This window comes from Bacillus sp. AC266 (assembly GCF_979253805.1).
Genome location: NZ_CEEDEC010000004.1, coordinates 90,950 through 109,363, shown reverse-complemented (window position 1 = coordinate 109,363; position 18,414 = coordinate 90,950). Strand labels below are relative to the sequence as shown.

Annotated in this window: 17 protein-coding genes and 1 other annotated feature; of the genes, 14 read left to right on the top strand and 3 right to left on the bottom strand. The window is 37.1% G+C overall.

Annotated elements, in window-relative coordinates:
* The first annotated feature begins 88 nt into the window (after positions 1-88).
* Positions 89-325 (top strand) — a binding site (T-box leader).
* Positions 326-390: 65 nt separating this feature from the next.
* From AC0IXC_RS17625 to AC0IXC_RS17615, 3 genes are all read left to right on the top strand, one after another.
* A complete protein-coding gene (locus tag AC0IXC_RS17625; RefSeq protein WP_471653087.1) occupies positions 391-1,704 on the top strand; it encodes an APC family permease in 1,314 nt (437 codons plus the stop codon).
* Complete coding sequence (locus AC0IXC_RS17620) at positions 1,704-2,999, top strand: MFS transporter (RefSeq protein ID WP_471653086.1); 1,296 nt, start codon at positions 1,704-1,706, stop codon at positions 2,997-2,999. The genes AC0IXC_RS17625 and AC0IXC_RS17620 overlap by 1 nt, the downstream gene beginning before the upstream one ends.
* A 77-nt stretch (positions 3,000-3,076) precedes the next feature.
* Entirely contained in the window at positions 3,077-3,250 is a 174-nt protein-coding gene (locus AC0IXC_RS17615) for a hypothetical protein (RefSeq protein ID WP_002034605.1), read from the top strand.
* A gap of 181 nt (positions 3,251-3,431) precedes the next feature.
* On the opposite strand, the gene AC0IXC_RS17610 is transcribed toward AC0IXC_RS17615, so the two are convergent.
* Complete coding sequence (locus tag AC0IXC_RS17610; RefSeq protein WP_002143655.1) at positions 3,432-4,190, bottom strand: TrmB family transcriptional regulator; 759 nt, start codon at positions 4,188-4,190, stop codon at positions 3,432-3,434.
* Between the two features lie 208 nt (positions 4,191-4,398).
* Between AC0IXC_RS17610 and AC0IXC_RS17605 the strand changes: the two genes are divergently transcribed.
* The 4 genes from AC0IXC_RS17605 to AC0IXC_RS17590 all read left to right on the top strand — a co-directional run bounded on the left by AC0IXC_RS17605 (position 4,399) and on the right by AC0IXC_RS17590 (position 8,301).
* Positions 4,399-6,399: a methyl-accepting chemotaxis protein gene (locus AC0IXC_RS17605; RefSeq protein ID WP_471653085.1), complete on the top strand. Its 2,001-nt coding sequence runs from the start codon at positions 4,399-4,401 to the stop codon at positions 6,397-6,399.
* A gap of 77 nt (positions 6,400-6,476) precedes the next feature.
* Positions 6,477-6,779: an MTH1187 family thiamine-binding protein gene (locus AC0IXC_RS17600; RefSeq protein WP_001018862.1), complete on the top strand. Its 303-nt coding sequence runs from the start codon at positions 6,477-6,479 to the stop codon at positions 6,777-6,779.
* A gap of 48 nt (positions 6,780-6,827) precedes the next feature.
* Positions 6,828-7,073, top strand: coding sequence for a YusU family protein (locus AC0IXC_RS17595; protein ID WP_001290599.1), 246 nt, complete (start codon positions 6,828-6,830; stop codon positions 7,071-7,073).
* Positions 7,074-7,383: 310 nt separating this feature from the next.
* Complete coding sequence (locus tag AC0IXC_RS17590; protein WP_002034609.1) at positions 7,384-8,301, top strand: proline dehydrogenase family protein; 918 nt, start codon at positions 7,384-7,386, stop codon at positions 8,299-8,301.
* 22 nt (positions 8,302-8,323) lie between these two features.
* On the opposite strand, the gene AC0IXC_RS17585 is transcribed toward AC0IXC_RS17590, so the two are convergent.
* On the bottom strand, positions 8,324-9,163 hold the full coding sequence (locus AC0IXC_RS17585; RefSeq protein WP_002143652.1) for a D-alanyl-D-alanine carboxypeptidase family protein: 840 nt from the start codon (positions 9,161-9,163) through the stop codon (positions 8,324-8,326).
* Positions 9,164-9,260: 97 nt separating this feature from the next.
* Positions 9,261-9,407: a YuzL family protein gene (locus AC0IXC_RS17580; RefSeq protein ID WP_001096346.1), complete on the bottom strand. Its 147-nt coding sequence runs from the start codon at positions 9,405-9,407 to the stop codon at positions 9,261-9,263.
* Positions 9,408-9,644: 237 nt separating this feature from the next.
* On the opposite strand from AC0IXC_RS17580, the gene AC0IXC_RS17575 reads away from it, so the two are divergent.
* From AC0IXC_RS17575 to AC0IXC_RS17545, 7 genes are all read left to right on the top strand, one after another.
* A complete protein-coding gene (locus AC0IXC_RS17575; protein ID WP_061673679.1) occupies positions 9,645-12,026 on the top strand; it encodes a 3-hydroxyacyl-CoA dehydrogenase/enoyl-CoA hydratase family protein in 2,382 nt (793 codons plus the stop codon).
* A 21-nt stretch (positions 12,027-12,047) separates the two neighbouring features.
* A complete protein-coding gene (locus AC0IXC_RS17570) occupies positions 12,048-13,220 on the top strand; it encodes an acetyl-CoA C-acetyltransferase (protein ID WP_001206332.1) in 1,173 nt (390 codons plus the stop codon).
* Positions 13,221-13,364: 144 nt separating this feature from the next.
* Entirely contained in the window at positions 13,365-15,149 is a 1,785-nt protein-coding gene (locus AC0IXC_RS17565) for an acyl-CoA dehydrogenase family protein (RefSeq protein ID WP_002089410.1), read from the top strand.
* A gap of 139 nt (positions 15,150-15,288) precedes the next feature.
* The gene (locus AC0IXC_RS17560) at positions 15,289-16,011 is read left to right on the top strand and encodes an MBL fold metallo-hydrolase (protein ID WP_044439224.1); all 723 of its coding nucleotides are present in this window, start codon (positions 15,289-15,291) and stop codon (positions 16,009-16,011) included.
* A 3-nt stretch (positions 16,012-16,014) separates the two neighbouring features.
* Positions 16,015-16,572 carry a TetR/AcrR family transcriptional regulator gene (locus AC0IXC_RS17555; RefSeq protein ID WP_088033213.1) on the top strand — a complete coding sequence of 186 codons (558 nt, stop codon included), beginning with the start codon at positions 16,015-16,017 and terminating at the stop codon, positions 16,570-16,572.
* A 98-nt stretch (positions 16,573-16,670) separates the two neighbouring features.
* The gene (locus AC0IXC_RS17550; RefSeq protein ID WP_471653084.1) at positions 16,671-17,237 is read left to right on the top strand and encodes a permease; all 567 of its coding nucleotides are present in this window, start codon (positions 16,671-16,673) and stop codon (positions 17,235-17,237) included.
* Positions 17,238-17,699: 462 nt separating this feature from the next.
* Positions 17,700-18,413: a CPBP family intramembrane glutamic endopeptidase gene (locus AC0IXC_RS17545; protein ID WP_061690069.1), complete on the top strand. Its 714-nt coding sequence runs from the start codon at positions 17,700-17,702 to the stop codon at positions 18,411-18,413.
* Position 18,414: the final 1 nt, after the last annotated feature.

The following is an 18,414-nucleotide window of genomic DNA, read 5'->3' as shown; positions in this document are numbered from 1 at the left end:
AAGAGAAATGTTTCTTATGTTATATAAAAAATATATTGATTTTTTCTAACAATTCAATATAATGGGAAACAACTACAAAATTCGACATCAAGAAGTGATGATGAGGATATGATCAGTTTTTTACGATTATCAGAGAGGGAGGCCTTTGGCTGTGAGCTTCCTAATACGGGAAAATCGATTACCACCTCTGAACTGCAGCAGTGAACGTATATCTAGTAATTGCATGCCGGCAAAAACCGTTATTTAGACTTGAGAAATTGGTGAAGTGTGTCACTTTACTAATTGAAACAAGGGTGGAACCACGAATACAACACTCGTCCCTTTTTTAGGGAGGAGTGTTTTTTTATTTCATTTTTGCATCACACTAGAATTGGAAGGAGGATACGCAGCATGCATCATGATGAGAAAAACAAAATTGGTTTAACAGTAGCACTTTCTATCGTAGTAGGAACTATTATTGGGTCTGGTGTGTTTATGAAACCAGGGAGCGTATTAGATTACTCAGGGAGTTCTAATATGGCTATTCTTGCTTGGATAATTGGTGGTCTGTTGACGTTAGCAAGTGGTTTAACAGTAGCCGAAATTGGAGCGCAAATTCCGAAAAATGGTGGGTTGTATACGTATTTAGAGGAGATTTACGGAAGTTTTTGGGGGTATTTATCTGGCTGGATGCAAACAATTGTTTATGGACCAGCTATTATTGGAACGTTAGGTTTGTATTTTAGTTCTTTAATGATCAATTTTTTCTATTTAGATAAAGTCTGGAATTTACCAATCGCAATTGGAACAGTTGTGTTCCTAGGCGTTATAAATAGTTTGGGAACAAAATATGGGGGCATCGTCCAAACGGTTACGACAATTGGGAAGATGATTCCAATTATATTAATTGTTGTGCTAGGGTTTTGGAAAGGGAATAGTGATATCTTCAACGTAGTTGTACCGATATCAGAAAATCAAAGTATCGGGATGGCAATTTTAGCAACTTTATTTGCCTATGATGGCTGGATTTTGCTTGCTTCTATTGGCGGAGAAATGAAGAATCCAACAAAGTTATTACCGAAGGCAATGACAGTTGGGATTTTAATTGTAACAGCTGCTTACGTGTTAATTAACTTAGCGTTATTAAATGTATTACCAGCAGCGAAAATTGTAGACCTTGGAGAAAATGCAACAGCGACAGCTGCGGGTATGTTACTTGGAGAATATGGCGGGAAAATTATTAGTATCGGTATTATCATTTCTATTTTCGGTTGTTTAAATGGAAAGATTTTAACGTTCCCACGTATTCCGATGTCGATGGCAGAGCGTGGACACCTTCCGTTTTCTAAGTTTATTGCAAAAGAAAATTCGAGATTTAAAACACCAGCAAATGCGATTACTGTTGAAATCATTTTAGGAATTATTTTAATGCTTATTAGTGATCCGAATAAGCTATCTGAGATTTCCGTATTCATTATTTATATTTTCTACGTAATGACGTTTATTGGTGTCTTCATTTTACGAAGACGTAACAAGGATAAAGAGCGTGCATATAGTGTACCGTTATTCCCGATTGTACCAATCGTTGCGATTTTAGGGTCATTGTTTGTACTTGGAAGTGCGATTATTAACGATCCGGTAAGTTGTTTCTTATCAATTGGAATGGTATTTACTGGACTTCCGGTGTATTGGTACTTAAATAAGAAGAAAGAAACTGGAGTTTAATGATTGAAGGGCAGGCGTATAATACGCCTGCTTTTTTCGCTGTAAAAAAATTGTACTTGCGTCCACTTTCTCTTTTGGTTACTATAATAGTAGTAACCAAAAGAGAAAGTGTGGGGGAAGACTTGAATTTTCGTGTATATATTTTAGCTATTGCGGCTTTCGTAGTCGGAACGGTTGAGCTAATTATAGGAGGAACGCTTGATTTAGTTGCCAATGATTTAGGTGTGTCGATTAGTGCAGCTGGTCAGCTTATTACAATATTTTCAGTAGTATTCGCTCTATCAGGGCCAGTTTTATTAGCATTAACAGGCAAGTTTGAAAGAAAGAAATTGTATGTTGTGGCATTATCAATTTTCTTAATTGGAAATATCATTTCGGCATTTAGTGTGAATTACGGGATGTTAATGTTCTCGAGAGTAATTTGTGCAGCGAGTGGATCGCTTATTATTGCACTATCGGTTACACTTGCTTCTAGTGTAGTAGAGCCGCATTTTCGTGCGCGTGCAATTGGAATCATTTTTATGGGTATTAGTGGATCACTCGTACTTGGAGTACCGCTCGGTCTTGTGCTCGGAAATGCATATGGATGGCGTGCACCATTTGTATTAATTTCAATATTAACGGTTATAGCGATTGCTTGTATTTCATTATTCTTAACGAAAGTACCAGCGACATCGGTATTATCAATAAGAGAACAAATTGCTACGTTAAAGGATAAAAAAATTGTAAGCGCACAGTTAACATCATTTTTATTTTTAACAGGTCATTTAACGCTATACGCATATTTAACACCATTTTTAAAAGATGTGATGCATGTTGAAGCAAATTGGATTAGTGTGTTTTACTTCATTTTCGGAATTGCAGCGGTACTTGGAGGTGGCCTTGGTGGCTGGCTTGCTGATAAATGGGGATCGAAGAAAAGTATTATTTCCATCATTATCGTATTTGCATGTGCAATCTTTATGTTGCCGATGATGACATTCTCATTCCCGCTTTTCATTATTATGATGGGGCTTTGGAGTATGCTGAGCTGGGCAATTTCGCCAGCACAGCAAAACTATTTAATTGAAATTGCGCCAGAATCAGCTGGTATTCAGCAAGGTTTAAATAACTCTGCACTTCATTTAGGAATTGCACTTGGCTCAACAGTGGGCGGAGTTGTTATTGAGAAATCATCTGTTATATATAACGCTTGGGTAGGCGGCGTTTTCATTATATTTGCACTGCTTTGTGCGGTTTTCTCTATTACGAGAGGACGCTCGAATCAGCTTGCGAAAGAAGAATCTATCATTTGATAGGTTCTTTTTTGTGTGAAAAATTGCAGGGGTTAGTAGAGAAATGGAGAAGGGAGTATATAGCGAGGTGATAGTATATGGAGTCTAATTTTTCAATTATTGGTTTTCTAATTTCTTTAGTCCCATTATTTCTTATTATTTTTGTATTTAGATGGATTCGTTTCATCTATCAAAATTCTGAGAAACAAGTAGAGCAAAATGAGAAGATTATTGAGCTTTTGATGGAGATAAAGGAGCAAAAAAAATCGTAAAATGAACGCTCTGTATTTACAAATCAAAACCATCCGAAAAACCAACTACATAAAATTAAATTAGCGAAAGCGTAAAAAAAGAGCTGTACCAAATGAGTATGTAAAACTCCGTTTGGTACAGCTTTTTTTGTATAAAAAATTATATTATCTATTCAAATGGTAGAATCGATTTTGGGATTTGTTAATACCTCAACTTCATCAACAATTCCTTAATTTCCTCATCCTGCATAAAGAGATCATGGTGCTTCTCTGTAATCTTCGCAAGTGCAACGTCATGATAGAAGAACTCCGTAAAGAACTTCACGAAAGGTTGTGACATTGTTTTCATCGCTTGCCATGATTCTTGCTCTACACCAGCAAATAAAATTTCACTATCGTCAACGATGAGTAGTAAATAACGCTCTAATGCGTTAGGTTCTTGAGCTGGGATTAAAAAATGCATGTTTTCTAAGTCAGTTTCCACTTTTCCAACTATGAGGGACTCGACTTGGACGCCTTGTTTTGCTTTTTGTTCTAGTAAAGGAAGATATTCTAAAAGGGTATCGTTCCATGCGGAGATGCGTATGGATTCTTTCGCATCTTCTACAAGTTGCCTACTTTGTACTTTAATAGAAGACTGCATTTTTAAACTCCAAACGCGGTCATCTGTAAATGATTTTTTAGAAATATTATTTTCAAGTTCTTTAATATTAGATTGGAATTCTGTCGTTAACTTTTCAATTGCTAGCTTGAGTGGTAATGCTGTATACAATTTTTTCTTTTCAGAAACAGAATCCATTACCATCCCTTTATCAATGAGTCGTGCTAACACTTCGTATATTTTTGCTTTTGGAACACCTGAATGTTTAACGATAGTTGTTGCATCTAATGGGTCATTGCTTGATACGACAACTTCATAAGCTTGGCTTTCATATTGTGAGAAACCGAATTTTTGTAGCATAGTTCCCTCCGAACGAATGAGATTATATGTTAAGGATAATGAACTATTTGTTTTTACACAAGTGTTGAGATAACAAGTAAGTTGATTGAAATGAGAATAAATTTCAAGTTTTTAAACTATATAGATTGAGCTTTCTGATTTATCCATTATACTTAATATGGCGATTAGTATGATTAAATTTTACCGAGAAGGGGATGCTTGAGGGAATATGTTGAGAAGTTTACGTTTAAAAATTGCAGTAGTATTTTCGGTACTTATTTCTATGATGTTCGTAATATTAGGTACAGCTATGTATCAATTACAGAAAGAAAAGGAAGTGCGTTCCTTAGACCAGTATTCTCAAAATACGATGGACCTTGTGACAGAGCAACTTACGACATTTGTTCAAAGAACTGATGAAGATATGGGGTATTACGCGAACAGTGAGATGATTCGTAATATGATTCAAGATGGGGTTACTCCAGAAGAGGAAGCGTTTTTAACGAAAGAGTTTGCAGAGTATAAAAAGAATCATCCCGGTATTTTAGATTTATATATTGGTACGAAAGATAAAAAAACATTAAGTGCCAATCTTGCTGAAGGTGGGCAAGTGCCAGAAGGATATGATCCAACGACAAGAACGTGGTATAAAGATTCAGAGGCTGATGTGAAAAGGGTTCATTGGGGACAACCTTCTTATGAAATTGCGACAGGAAAGTTAAGTGTAGGGGTTTCTAAAGCAATTACAGCTCAAGATGGATCTGTATTAGGCGTTGTTGCGATGGATGTATCGCTCGGAACAATTCAGAAATTGCTTCACAATATTCAATACAATAATGACGGAGAAATGTTTATTATAAATGATAAAAATATGGCTCTTGTTTATCCAGAAAAAGTAGGGAAAGATGTTTCTAAAGAGCCACTTATGAAGAGTTTAAATAAAGAGGTAACAAAATATGCTGTCACTACATTAAAAGGTGAAGATGTAGTTGTTTATAGTCAGTCATTTGATGCGATGAAATGGAAGATAGGAATCTTTTATCCGAAACAAACGATTGATGGATTGTTAAGTAGTACGAGAAATACAGTTATTATAATGGCGTGTATTAGTTTATTAGTTGGAATAGTAGCATCATATTTATTCTCAAGAAGATTAGCAAGACCATTACAACTATTAACAAATCACGTTCAAAAAGTAGCGGAAGGTGATTTAACACTACAAATGAAGGTGACAAGTAAAGATGAGGTTGGTATGCTTACGACTCACTTTAATGATATGGTTGAGCAAATGAATGAAATGGTAAGTAAAATTAAAAATAGTGTATCGACAGTACAGAAATCGACTCACAATCTGCATTATTTAACGAATGAAACTGTAGCAGCTAGTAGAGAAGTTTCAGGTGCAATGGATGATGTGAGCGGAGGCGCGTCTACTCTTGCTAATAGTGTAGATGAAGTTTCAGAACAGCTCGAGAATATGGCGCAGTCAGTGGAACAAATGAATAACTCCGTTGGTGAAATAAAAGGAGTGGCTGGCAAAGCTGAAGAGGCATCTAAGCAAGGATTAAATACGATGCGAAATTTAGTTCGTACAAGAGAACAATCATCTTCTATCGTTGTTCATACGGAAGAAGCGTCCGGTAAGTTAGAGCAAAGGGTTGGATCGATTCAAAATGTGGTAGAACTTATAAAAGGTCTTTCGGATCAAACGAATTTACTGGCTTTAAACGCTTCAATTGAAGCAGCACGTGCAGGTGAGCAAGGTAAGGGCTTTGCTGTTGTTGCGGAAGAGGTTCGGAAATTAGCTGAACAATCAAAAGAGGCAACGGGTGAGATTACAATAATGATTAGCGATGTGCAGTTAGAAGTAAAGCGAGTTATAGAAGTTGTAAGTAAATTGAAAGACATTGCGGATATACAAAATAAAGTTACGACAGAGGCGGAGACAGAATTCCGCACAATTATGTCAGTTGTAAATACTATTAGTGCCTCAGTTGAAAAAATTGTAGAAGAGGTAAATAACATAGGTCACGAGCAAGAAGAAATTACAGAAGTTATGCAAACAATTGGTAGCACGAGTCAAGAGAGTGCGGCTGTTTCTGAAGAGGTAAATGCAGCAACTGAGTCACAAGTGAATCATTTAGAAAAAGTAGCTCATACGATGGAAAGTTTGACAGAGAATATGCAGGACTTAGAAAGATTGGTTGAGCAGTTTAAAGTAGAAGAGTAACGTATTAGTAAAATGATGAGAATTTCGGTAAAATAGACAATGGATATATAAGAAGCAGTAATAGGAGGAAGATTATTATGGCAATTGTTGATGTATCGATTATTCCAGTAGGAACAGGTAATCCAAGTGTTAGTGAATATGTAGCAGAAGTACAAAAGGTACTAGAGAAAAATGCTGATCGCGTGAAGTATCAATTAACACCGATGAATACAGTAATTGAAGGAGATCTTCCTGTCATTTTAGAAGTCATTCAACAAATGCATGAAGTTCCATACACGAAAGGTGCACAGCGCGTTGCGACAACAATTCGTATCGATGATCGCCGTGATAAAGTAAGTACGATGGAGAAGAAATTAAACTCTGTTCGATCAAAATTATAAGAAAAAGCAGCGATCTTCGCTGCTTTTTTCATATAGGAGGAAAATAAGATGAGTGAAAAGTTTAATGAGCAGTTTGATGGCTTGCTAGAGAAATACACGGAACTATTACTTGGAGAGAGCAACGAAGAGCGAAAAGAGCAGGTACAGAAATGGGCACTTTATTCTTATATGGCTAAGACGATGCCAGCTTTAGTGAAACATTGGAATGAGACGTATCCAGATGCAAAAGAAGAGATGGTACAGTTAATTACGAATATTAAAAAGCTGAATGATGAGAAGCGAAATGAGAAGTAAGAAGGCTTGAGATAATGTTACCTCAAGTTTTTGTTATTAATATCCTTATATAATTTACAGGAAATATAAATGGTTTTGTGAGCATGTCGAATATTTTCGGCATGCTCATTTTTTCCCTAGTAAACCCGTTTTTTCTGAATGTCGAAAAATAGTTTCTTCATATTTACAAACGAGAATATAGAGTTTTAAATGTTTTGATAGTATTTTATAAATTATCTAAATAATTATTTGTATCAAATAATTTTAAACAGTGATATAATTTCGAAGAGGGGTAAAAAACAGATAAATTATAGTCGTAGGGGTGAATTACATGGAACAATTAATGCGAAATTCGTTTCTTTTCTTATCTAAAAATAAAGCGCTAACAAAACTGGCTAAAAAGTACGGTTTACGCTTTGGTGCAGGTCGCTTCGTCGCAGGGGAAACGATTGAATTAGCGACAGCTGCAATTAAAGCATTAAATAAGCAAGGTCTTTGTGTAACGATCGATTATTTAGGTGAATTCGTTGATAACGAAGCGGAAGCAAATGAAATGGCTAGCGAATCGATTGAAGCGATTCGTGCAATTGGAAGAGAAGGTCTTAATTCGCAGCTTTCTTTAAAGATGACTTCTATGGGATTAGATATCTCTGATGAAATCGTAATGAACAATATGCGCCGTATTTTAGAAGCTGGAAAAGAAAACGGTGTGTTTATTACAATTGATATGGAAGACTATACGCGCTGCGGAAAAACAATTGATATCTTTAAACAATTAAAATCTGAATACGATAATATTGGTACAGTTATTCAAGCTTACTTATATCGTACAGAAAAAGATATGGAAGAATTAAATGCTTATAGTCCTAATTTACGTCTTGTAAAAGGAGCTTATAAAGAACCTGAAGAGGTAGCGTTCCCGGATAAGAAAGATGTAGATGACAATTATAAAAAAATTATTAAAATGCACTTATTAAATGGAAATTACACTGCAATTGCTTCACATGACGAAGCGATTATTGAATATACGAAAAAACTTGCGGAAGAACACAACATTCCAAGGGATCAATTTGAATTCCAAATGTTATTTGGTATTCGTACAGAGCGTCAACTTGAGCTAGTAAAAGAAGGTTACAAAATGCGCGTTTATGTGCCTTATGGAAACGACTGGTATGGCTATTTCATGCGCCGTCTAGCAGAACGTCCAGCAAACGTTGCGTTCGTATTAAAAGGTATGATCAAAAAATAACCAAGGAGTAAATACTCCTTGGTTATTTTAATTGCTGAAATGCGTAGTGCGCCATTTTCTTCGTATCAGGATATAGCTGCGTACGAGTAGAAGATAACACGACGTTAATGACGCGTTTACCGTCTTTTTCATCAACTGTTACGACTGTGTATTTTCCGAGTGCTGATAAACCGCTTTTACTTCCAATCGCATATGAATCATCATATAGTTCTTCCCGTCCATAGTTTGCGATTTTCGGAGAACGCTCTGAAGTATGTAATGTTGTATGTATTGAATTCATATATTCTAAAACAATCGGATACTTCAAGGCTTCTTTCGTAATAATAGCAATGTCATATGGTGATACTTTATTTCCAAGTGCATCAGCACCGCTTGCGTTTTTGAAAGTCGCATGTTTTGTCCCAAGTTCCTTCGCCCTAGCGTTCATCATTTTCACAAACTCATTTTTTGATCCTGCGATATGTTCTGCGATTGACTCAGCGATTGGGTCTGCACTAATAATAAGCATAAGTTTTAATGCCTCATCACGTTTTAATTTTTCACCCGCGCGAAGCTTAATCTTCTTACTTTGACTTTCCGTTTTAATCGCATTCTCTGTAACCGTAATTTCTTCATCTTCTTTCACATTTTCTAGTAAGAGTAAGGTAGTCATCATTTTCCCTATACTAGCCGGATAAGAGCGTTCATCTTCCCGTTTTCCATACAAAATTTCACCTGTGTCTGCATCGATTGTAATCCCGTATTGCCCAGTAATGTTAGGCTGATCTGCTCTTACAACTTGTTGCCTTTGTGCATAAGAGAAGAAAATCATCCCTGTAAATAGTGTGGCAATCATTACAATCATAATTATTGTTCGTTTCATCGTCGTTCCCTCTTTTGTTTTCCATATGTACAAATAAATTGGGCAGAAAAAGCAGCCATTAATCATTATGCCACGTTCTCTGCCCAAAAATATAGCGTTATTTTTCGCCCATATTATGCTTCTTATATTGTTGGTTATTACCTTGACGCCCTTTTTCAACACCTTGATTATGCGGGCCTGCATTTCCAGTTACGCTTGCTGCGCTAATTCCAGCTTTTGAAGGGTTCTTCTTAAGTTTTGCCATATATATTCCTCCAGTTTCGTCAGATTATAAAAAGGAAAAGTGCATTTTGATGAAGAAAATACACATGTATAGCATAGCCAAATGAAAGAAATATATTTATTTCAGAAAATTTTATCAATAAATATATTGCGAAAATTCAAACTGTATCATATATTTATTAGTAGAGGCTCACTCATTGATTGCGACTTATGTCGAAAAATTGAATGAGCATTCATTCAAGAATAGGGGGAGAAATGGATGTTCCAAATTAAAAAGGCTGCTGTTCTAGGTTCAGGCGTAATGGGTTCAGGAATTGCGGCACACTTAGCTAATATTGGTATTCCGACATTATTGCTTGATATTGTACCACCTGCGCTTACGAAAGAAGAAGAGGCGAAGGGACTTACATTAGAACATAAAAGTGTGAGAAATCGTTTTAGTAATACGGCTGTGCAAAAACTATTAAAGCAAAAACCAGCTCCTCTGACAGTGAAAGGAAATTTAGCACTGATTGAAGCGGGTAACTTAGAAGATGATCTTGAGCGTCTAGCTGATGTAGATTGGATTATTGAAGTAGTAGTTGAAAACTTAGATATAAAGAAGAAACTATTTGAAAAAGTAGATGCTGTTCGTAAACCAGGCTCAATTGTGAGCTCAAATACATCAGGCATTTCCGTTGAAAAAATGGCAGAGGGTCGTTCAGACGACTTCCAGAAACACTTCTTAGGAACACACTTTTTTAACCCACCACGATATTTAAAACTTCTAGAGGTAATACCGACGAAAGAAACTGATCCACAAGTATTAAGCTTCATGAAACTATTTGGCGAAGACGTTCTTGGAAAAGGCGTTGTTATCGCAAAAGACACACCAAACTTTATTGGAAACCGCATCGGTACGTATGGCTTGCTTGTAACGCTTCAAGAAATGATTAAGCGTGGCTATAGCATTGGAGAAGTTGACTCTGTAACAGGTCCATTAATTGGTCGTCCGAAGAGCGCAACGTTCCGTACATTAGATGTTGTTGGTTTAGATACATTTGTACACGTTGCAAATAACGTATATGAAAATGTACAGGAAGAAGAGCGTGATGTATTTAAAGTACCTGCTTTCATGCATGACATGCTTGATAAAAAATGGCTTGGAAGCAAAACAGGTCAAGGCTTCTTCTTAAAACAAGGAAAAGAAATTTTAGAACTAAATCCTGAAACGATGGAATACGAAGCTCGCAAGAAATTAAAAGCTGCATCTATCGAGTTAAGTAAACAAGAAAAAGGTTTATCGAATAAATTGAAAGCGCTTGTATACGCGAAAGACCGCGCAGGAGAGTTGTTATGGAACATCATCACACCAACTCTTTTATACTCTGCAAAACTTCATAAAGAAATTGCTGACGATATCGTTGCAATTGACCAAGCGATGAAGTGGGGCTTCGGCTGGGAGCAAGGGCCATTTGAAGTTTGGGATGCAATCGGCGTTGAAAAGTCCGTTCAAAAGATGGAAGAAAACGGCGTAGTTGTTCCGACTTGGGTGAAAGAAATGGTAGAGAAAGGTTTCACTACTTTCTACAAACACGATAACGGAGATAGCTACTATTACGATAATGGCGAATATAAGCTAATCGAACGTAATAAAAAGGCAATTTCTCTTAAACAATTAAAAGCGAAAAATGGCGTATTAAAGAAAAATAGCGGAGCGAGCTTAATCGATTTAGGCGATGGTATCCTTTGCTTAGAATTCCATTCGAAGAGCAATGCAATCGGTATGGATATTACGCAAATGATTAACTACGCTGTTGATGAAGTAGAGAAAAATTATAAAGGTCTTGTTATCGGAAACCAATCGAAGAACTTCTGCGTTGGTGCGAACCTTGCAATGATCTTAATGGAAGCACAAGACGACAACTACTTTGAAATTGAGTGGGTTGTGAAAAACTTCCAAGATGCAATGACGAAAATTAAGTACTCTTCTAAGCCAGTTGTAGCGGCGCCATATGGTATGACGCTTGGCGGCGGTACAGAAGTTTGTTTACCAGCAGCGAGCATTCAAGCTTCTAGCGAAACATATATGGGCTTAGTAGAAGTAGGTGTTGGCTTAATCCCTGGCGGAGGCGGTAACAAAGAGTTATACATTAAACACTTAAACAAAATGGCAAACGGTGTAGAATTTGACTTACAAAAAGTTGCGAATAAAGTATTCGAATCTGTAGCGATGGCGAAAGTTTCTACATCAGCACAAGAAGCTGTATCGAACAACTTCTTAGGCGATAAAGACGGTATTAGTGTGAATGGTGATCACTTACTATATGATGCGAAACAAAAAGCACTTTCTTTATATGAAGCAGGTTATAAAGCACCTATCCGCAAAAAGATACCAGTTGTTGGTGAGACAGGATATGCAGCGCTTGTACTTGGTGCAGAGGCAATGCATTTATCAGGTTACATTTCTGAACATGATCTGCACATTGCGAAGAAACTGGCATATGTCATTGCGGGCGGAAAAGTGCCGTACGGAACAGAAGTTGATGAGCAGTATTTATTAGATGTAGAACGTGAAGCATTTATTAGCTTAGTAAGTGAGATGAAATCACAAGCAAGAATGCAGCACATGCTTGTAAAAGGAAAACCATTACGTAACTAATAACGAGGGGAGATATCGTTCATGAGAGAAGCTGTCATTGTTGCGGGAGCAAGAACACCAATTGGAAAAGCAAAGAGGGGTTCATTAAAAACAGTTCGTCCTGACGATCTAGGGGCGTTAGTAGTAAAAGAAACGTTAAAGCGTGCGAATTATGAAGGACCAATCGATGATTTAATTTTCGGTTGTGCGATGCCAGAAGCAGAGCAAGGTTTAAATATGGCTCGTAATATCGGCGGATTAGCAGGACTTTCTTACGATGTTCCAGCTATTACAATTAACCGTTACTGTTCTTCAGGTTTACAAAGTATCGCTTACGGAGCAGAGCGCATTATGCTTGGTCACTCTGAAGCTGTATTATCAGGCGGAGCGGAATCAATGAGTTTAGTTCCAATGATGGGACACGTTGTTCGTCCGAATAGTCGCCTTGTAGAAGCAGCACCAGAATATTATATGGGTATGGGGCATACAGCAGAGCAAGTTGCTGTGAAATATGGAATTTCTCGTGAAGAACAAGATGCATTTGCAGTAAGAAGTCATCAACGTGCTGCGAAAGCATTAGCTGCAGGGAACTTTGCGGATGAAACAGTATCTGTAGATGTGACGTTACGCTCGGTTGGATCAAACAACAAACTGCAAGAAGAAACAATCATTTTCGCACAAGACGAAGGTGTAAGAGCAGAGACGACGCTAGACATTTTAGGTAAATTACGTCCAGCATTTAACGTTCGCGGTTCTGTAACGGCTGGTAACTCTTCACAAATGAGTGACGGTGCAGCATCTGTACTATTAATGGATCGTGAAAAAGCAGTGAGCGATGGCATGAAGCCACTTGCAAAATTCCGTTCATTCGCAGTAGCTGGAGTACCACCAGAAGTAATGGGAATCGGCCCAATTGCTGCAATTCCGAAAGCGTTAAAATTAGCTGGTTTAGAGCTATCTGATATCGGTCTATTTGAACTAAATGAAGCATTCGCTTCTCAATCTATCCAAGTTATTCGTGAACTTGGTCTAGATGAAGAAAAAGTAAACGTAAACGGCGGTGCAATCGCACTTGGACATCCACTTGGCTGTACAGGAGCGAAACTAACACTATCTCTTATTCACGAAATGAAACGTCGCAACCAACAATTCGGTATCGTAACAATGTGTATCGGCGGCGGAATGGGAGCAGCGGGAGTGTTTGAATTACTATAAAAAAAGTGTAAGCGGCTCGCTCAGAATGTGAGGGCGCTAAAGAAAAGAATGGAAGCAACAAAGGTTTATAAAAAATAAAATTGAGAGCCAGCTTCTTTCAAAATGAGAGAAGCGGCTTATGAAAATATGAAGGAGGAAATTTTCATGGAAAAAACAGTAGGAAATGCGGTTAAGGGCGGTAGCTTTTTAGTAGAGGAAATTACAATTGATCAAGTGTTTACGCCAGAAGATTTTTCATCTGAGCATAAAATGATTGCAAAAACGACAGAGGACTTTATCGTAAATGAAGTTCTTCCGGAGCTTGAATATTTAGAGCAACACGAGTTTGATCGTTCTGTTCGTCTTTTAAAAGAAGCTGGTGAACTTGGTTTACTAGGCGCTGACGTACCAGAAGAGTACGGCGGAATTGGTCTTGATAAAGTAAGCTCAGCGTTAATCGCAGAGAAATTCTCGCGCGCTGGTGGTTTTGCAATCACTCACGGTGCTCACGTTGGTATCGGATCTTTACCAATCGTATTATTCGGTAACGAAGAGCAAAAGAAAAAATATTTACCACTACTTGCAACTGGTGAAAAATTAGCGGCATACGCATTAACTGAGCCAGGTTCAGGATCTGACGCATTAGGTGCAAAAACAACTGCACGTTTAAACGCAGAAGGTACGCATTACGTATTAAATGGTGAAAAACAATGGATTACAAACTCTGCATTTGCTGACGTATTTATCGTATACGCAAAAATAGATGGAGAGCACTTCTCAGCATTTATCGTAGAGAAAGACTACGCTGGTGTATCTACAAGCCCTGAAGAGAAGAAAATGGGTATTAAATGTTCTTCAACTCGTACGTTAATTTTAGAAGATGCGTTAGTACCGAAAGAAAACCTACTTGGTGAAATCGGTAAAGGCCATATTATTGCGTTCAACATTTTAAATATCGGTCGTTATAAATTAGGTGTTGGTACAGTTGGATCTGCGAAACGTGCAGTAGAAATTTCAGCACAATATGCAAATCAACGTCAACAATTCAAACAACCAATCGCTCGCTTCCCATTAATTCAAGAGAAACTTGCGAATATGGCAGCGAAAACATATGCAGCTGAAAGCTCTGTATATCGTACAGTAGGTTTATTCGAAAGCCGCATGAGCACATTATCTGAAGAAGAAGTAAAAGACGGTAAAGCAGTAGCAGCTTCTATCGCTGAATATGCAATCGAGTGCTCTTTAAATAAAGTATTCGGTTCTGAAGTGTTAGATTATACAGTAGATGAAGGTGTTCAAATTCACGGTGGTTACGGATTTATGGCAGAGTACGAGATTGAAAGAATGTACCGCGATTCTCGTATTAACCGTATTTTCGAAGGCACGAACGAAATTAACCGCCTAATCGTACCAGGTACGTTCTTACGTAAAGCGATGAAAGGTGAATTACCATTACTACAAAAAGCACAAAAATTACAAGAAGAGTTAATGATGATGATGCCAGAAGAAGTAGGCGATGAGCCATTAGCACTTCAAAAATATTTAGTAAAGAACGCGAAGAAAATCGGCTTAATGGTAGCTGGATTAGCTGCTCAAAAATACGGTAAAGCATTAGATAAAGAGCAAGAAATTCTTGTGAATATCGCTGACATCGTAAGCAATCTTTACGCAATGGAATCAGCTCTTCTTCGTACAGAAAAAGCAATTAAAACAACTGGTCTTGAAAAGAATAAACAAAAAGTGTTATACACTGAAGTATTCTGCCAAGAAGCATTCAACGAAATCGAAGCAGATGCGAAAGAAACACTTATCGCAGTTGAAAATGGCGACATGCTGCGCATGATGTTATCATCATTACGCAAATTAACTCGCCACACACCACTTAACGTAATTCCGAAGAAACGTGAAATTGCTGCGAAAATTTTAGAAGATGAGCGTTACACAGTTTAATAGCTGTAAAGAAAAGTAGTCGTATAAACGGCTACTTTTCTTTTTTTTTGTAAAAATGAAATTTTTAGTGACACAAAACTAATACCATTAGTATAATAAAACTAATGTTATTAGTTTTCGTGAAAAGGGAGATGGAAATATGAGAATGATGCATGAAAAAACGGTATATCAATTGTCATTTTTGCCAAGAGTGTTTCCTGTGAATTGTTACTTTGTGGAGGAAGAAGATGGTTTAACTTTAATTGATGCGGCTTTGCCATATAGTACAAAAGGTATTTTACAGGCGGCTGAGAAAATAGGGAAGCCAATTACTAAGATTGTATTAACACATGCGCATGATGATCACATCGGTGCATTAGACGCGTTAAAGGAAGTACTTCCTAATGTTCCAGTCTATATTTCTAAGCGGGACGCAAAGCTGTTAGAAGGAGATACGACGTTACAAAAGGATGAACCGAATATACCGATAAAAGGCGGTGTACCTAAAAAAGTAAAAACGGTACCTGATGTTTTATTGGAAGATGGCGACCGAGTTGGATCCCTTCTTGCGATTATGACACCGGGACATACGCCAGGCTCCATGTCATTTCTTGATGTACGAAATAAAGCTCTTATTGTCGGGGATGCATTCCAAACAAGAGGAGGTATGGCTGTTTCGGGACAAATGAAATTTTGGTTTCCGTTTCCTGCGATGGCAACGTGGAGCAAAGAAATATCATTACAAAGTGCAGAGAAGTTAAGTGAATATGAGCCTTCCTTGCTTGCGGCAGGACATGGGAAAATGATAAAGAATCCGGGCACTGTCATAAAACTTGCTATTAAGGAAGCTAAGCGGAATATAGAAGGTAGGAAAGAGGGATAATTTATGTCACCGAGAATCGGACTTACATTACAGAAAATTGTAGAAACAGCGGCAGAAATTGCAGATACAAATGGAATACAAGAAGTAACGTTAGCTTCATTAGCGCAAACATTAGGGGTACGTTCACCCTCGCTATATAATCATGTGAACGGTTTACAAGATGTACGGAAAAATCTCGGTATGTACGGAATAAAACAGCTGCATAACAGACTGGAAGAAGCGGCTGAGGGTAAACGTATGGATGAAGCAGTTCATGCTTTAGGAGAAGCGTATGTAGCATTCGTCCGCAAACATCCTGGACTGTATGAAGCAACCTTTTTACGAGATGAAGAAGTAAGAAAAGCAGGTGACGGAATTGTAAAGCTTTGTCTGCAGGTGTTACAACAGTACGGCTTAGAAGGAGAGAATGCACTTCATGCGACACGTGGATTCAGAAGTATTTGTCATGGGTTTGCGTCGATTGAACAGCAAGGTGGATTTGGTTTGCCGCTAGATTTAGATACAAGTTTACATGTATTATTGGAGACGTTTATTAAAGGATTACATGTAATGAGAGATTGAATAGGAAGCAAAAAAACGTGAATTTGTTACTGATCATGCTTTTTGTATAGTAGGCTGCGGTTTGCTGGAGACAAGATTACAAAAGGATGTGAAGTGAAATGTTTGCAGGACATTTTGGCTTAGCGGCAGTAGTGAAAACAAAGTCACCTAAACTACCACTTTGGGCTCTCATGTTAAGCACACAATTATTGGATGTTATTTTTTTACCGCTTTATGTTTTAGGAGTAGAGACAATTGAACCTATTAATAGTAATGGTTATGGTGAAGCGATCATTCAAGCGGATTATTCACACTCTTTAATAGGAGCACTGTTTATTGCTTTTGTTGCAGGAATGGTGGGTATGATGTTTTGGGGCAAGCGGAGTGGCTTTGTTGTTGGGGCTGTAGTTTTTAGTCATTGGATTCTTGATTTACTTGTGCACCGTGCTGATTTGCCGCTACTTCCAGGGAATTTCGGAGACTTACCTATGCTAGGTTTTGGGTTGTGGCGATTTCCGGCTATTAGTATCATATTGGAATGTATTCTTATTGCGGTGGGTGGCATATTATACTTCAGATTTACCGTTTCCAGTGCGGGCGAACAAAAGAAATTTATAGCAAGAGTAACCGGCGGATTGGTAGTTATATTATTAATTCTTTCGTTACTTATAAGTATGGCGTTTTGAGTATGAATAGCCAGAAACCTTAGAAGCGATTCTAAGGTTTTTTAGTGCATATGATTCCAAAAGAACGGTAGGCTTTTTCTCATTAAATGATATTATCTTGCAGGTTTGAAAAATGTGTATATGGCTAAGGAAAAGCAAACGAAAATAAATGCGATAGGGTCTTGATAGGGATTAGGTTCAGAGCCCTTCTGGATTTCTGTAAGGAAGTCATGTGTTTTCATGTTCATTTCTCCTTTAATTAATAAGTTTTATATGATGCGAGGGTTATGGTGGATAGATAAGAAATTTTTGGAATTCCATCTAATAATTATTCTATAGTAATCTAGTTCCAAAAACTATATAATACAAAGCTTTCATAATATGTAAAATTGCATATTATTCTTTTTGAAAATCTTGTTATATTATCTATATATTTGTATTAATAGTTTTTGTTAAGGGAATGAAAACAAATGGAGGAATAGTATGAGAAAAACAGTGTTAGACGCGTATAATGCAGAAAGAGAAGTAGATAACATAACATATAAAAATCTAGTTGTAACGATTGCAAGCATTCTAGGGTTCTCACTCTTAGGGGGATTATTCCTTGCTTTAGCCCTTGGAATTTTTGGAGAAGAGGTATTACGTGCTAATTTAGAGGGATATTATTTACTTCTATTTGATGCAGCTGTTGTTACTATTGTTTTATTTGCTTATAAACCAGTGCTTCATTTTATTAAGAACATTTGGGATGTATCTGTTTTAAAAAATGGGAAAACCTACTTGTATTTATTAATAGGTTTTATCATCATTGCATTAACTCAGTATGTAATGTTAGAGTTGTTTAGCTTTGAAAGTGCAGAGCAGCAACGAGATCAATTAGGGAGCTTAGGACTTCAAAATAGTCTACAAAGTATTATATATGTGTTAAGTGTTGCTATAATTACACCAATTAAAGAAGAAATTTTATATAGAGGTATTTTGTATCGATTTTTTGAAAAGAAATATAGTTTTCTAGTTGGTACCATTATTTCTTCCTTCATCTTTGGGATTCTTCATGGTGGTTTTCCGATTACGGCAATGATTATGGGGATTGTATTTGCTATGTTATATAAGAAAACACAATCTATTGTACCTAGCATCATTTTACATATTGTATGGAACCTACTTGTGAGTATAAGTATGATTGTTTCTTTATAAA

Excerpts from the sequence above, each read along its gene's own strand:
- AC0IXC_RS17625 (WP_471653087.1), top strand. The coding sequence starts at position 391 with ATGCATCATGATGAGAAAAACAAAATTGGTTTAACAGTAGCACTTTCT.
- AC0IXC_RS17620 (WP_471653086.1), top strand. The coding sequence starts at position 1,704 with ATGATTGAAGGGCAGGCGTATAATACGCCTGCTTTTTTCGCTGTAAAA.
- AC0IXC_RS17615 (WP_002034605.1), top strand. The coding sequence starts at position 3,077 with ATGGAGTCTAATTTTTCAATTATTGGTTTTCTAATTTCTTTAGTCCCA.
- AC0IXC_RS17610 (WP_002143655.1), bottom strand. The coding sequence starts at position 4,190 with ATGCTACAAAAATTCGGTTTCTCACAATATGAAAGCCAAGCTTATGAA.
- AC0IXC_RS17605 (WP_471653085.1), top strand. The coding sequence starts at position 4,399 with ATGTTGAGAAGTTTACGTTTAAAAATTGCAGTAGTATTTTCGGTACTT.
- AC0IXC_RS17600 (WP_001018862.1), top strand. The coding sequence starts at position 6,477 with ATGGCAATTGTTGATGTATCGATTATTCCAGTAGGAACAGGTAATCCA.
- AC0IXC_RS17595 (WP_001290599.1), top strand. The coding sequence starts at position 6,828 with ATGAGTGAAAAGTTTAATGAGCAGTTTGATGGCTTGCTAGAGAAATAC.
- AC0IXC_RS17590 (WP_002034609.1), top strand. The coding sequence starts at position 7,384 with ATGGAACAATTAATGCGAAATTCGTTTCTTTTCTTATCTAAAAATAAA.
- AC0IXC_RS17585 (WP_002143652.1), bottom strand. The coding sequence starts at position 9,163 with ATGAAACGAACAATAATTATGATTGTAATGATTGCCACACTATTTACA.
- AC0IXC_RS17580 (WP_001096346.1), bottom strand. The coding sequence starts at position 9,407 with ATGGCAAAACTTAAGAAGAACCCTTCAAAAGCTGGAATTAGCGCAGCA.
- AC0IXC_RS17575 (WP_061673679.1), top strand. The coding sequence starts at position 9,645 with ATGTTCCAAATTAAAAAGGCTGCTGTTCTAGGTTCAGGCGTAATGGGT.
- AC0IXC_RS17570 (WP_001206332.1), top strand. The coding sequence starts at position 12,048 with ATGAGAGAAGCTGTCATTGTTGCGGGAGCAAGAACACCAATTGGAAAA.
- AC0IXC_RS17565 (WP_002089410.1), top strand. The coding sequence starts at position 13,365 with ATGGAAAAAACAGTAGGAAATGCGGTTAAGGGCGGTAGCTTTTTAGTA.
- AC0IXC_RS17560 (WP_044439224.1), top strand. The coding sequence starts at position 15,289 with ATGAGAATGATGCATGAAAAAACGGTATATCAATTGTCATTTTTGCCA.
- AC0IXC_RS17555 (WP_088033213.1), top strand. The coding sequence starts at position 16,015 with ATGTCACCGAGAATCGGACTTACATTACAGAAAATTGTAGAAACAGCG.
- AC0IXC_RS17550 (WP_471653084.1), top strand. The coding sequence starts at position 16,671 with ATGTTTGCAGGACATTTTGGCTTAGCGGCAGTAGTGAAAACAAAGTCA.
- AC0IXC_RS17545 (WP_061690069.1), top strand. The coding sequence starts at position 17,700 with ATGAGAAAAACAGTGTTAGACGCGTATAATGCAGAAAGAGAAGTAGAT.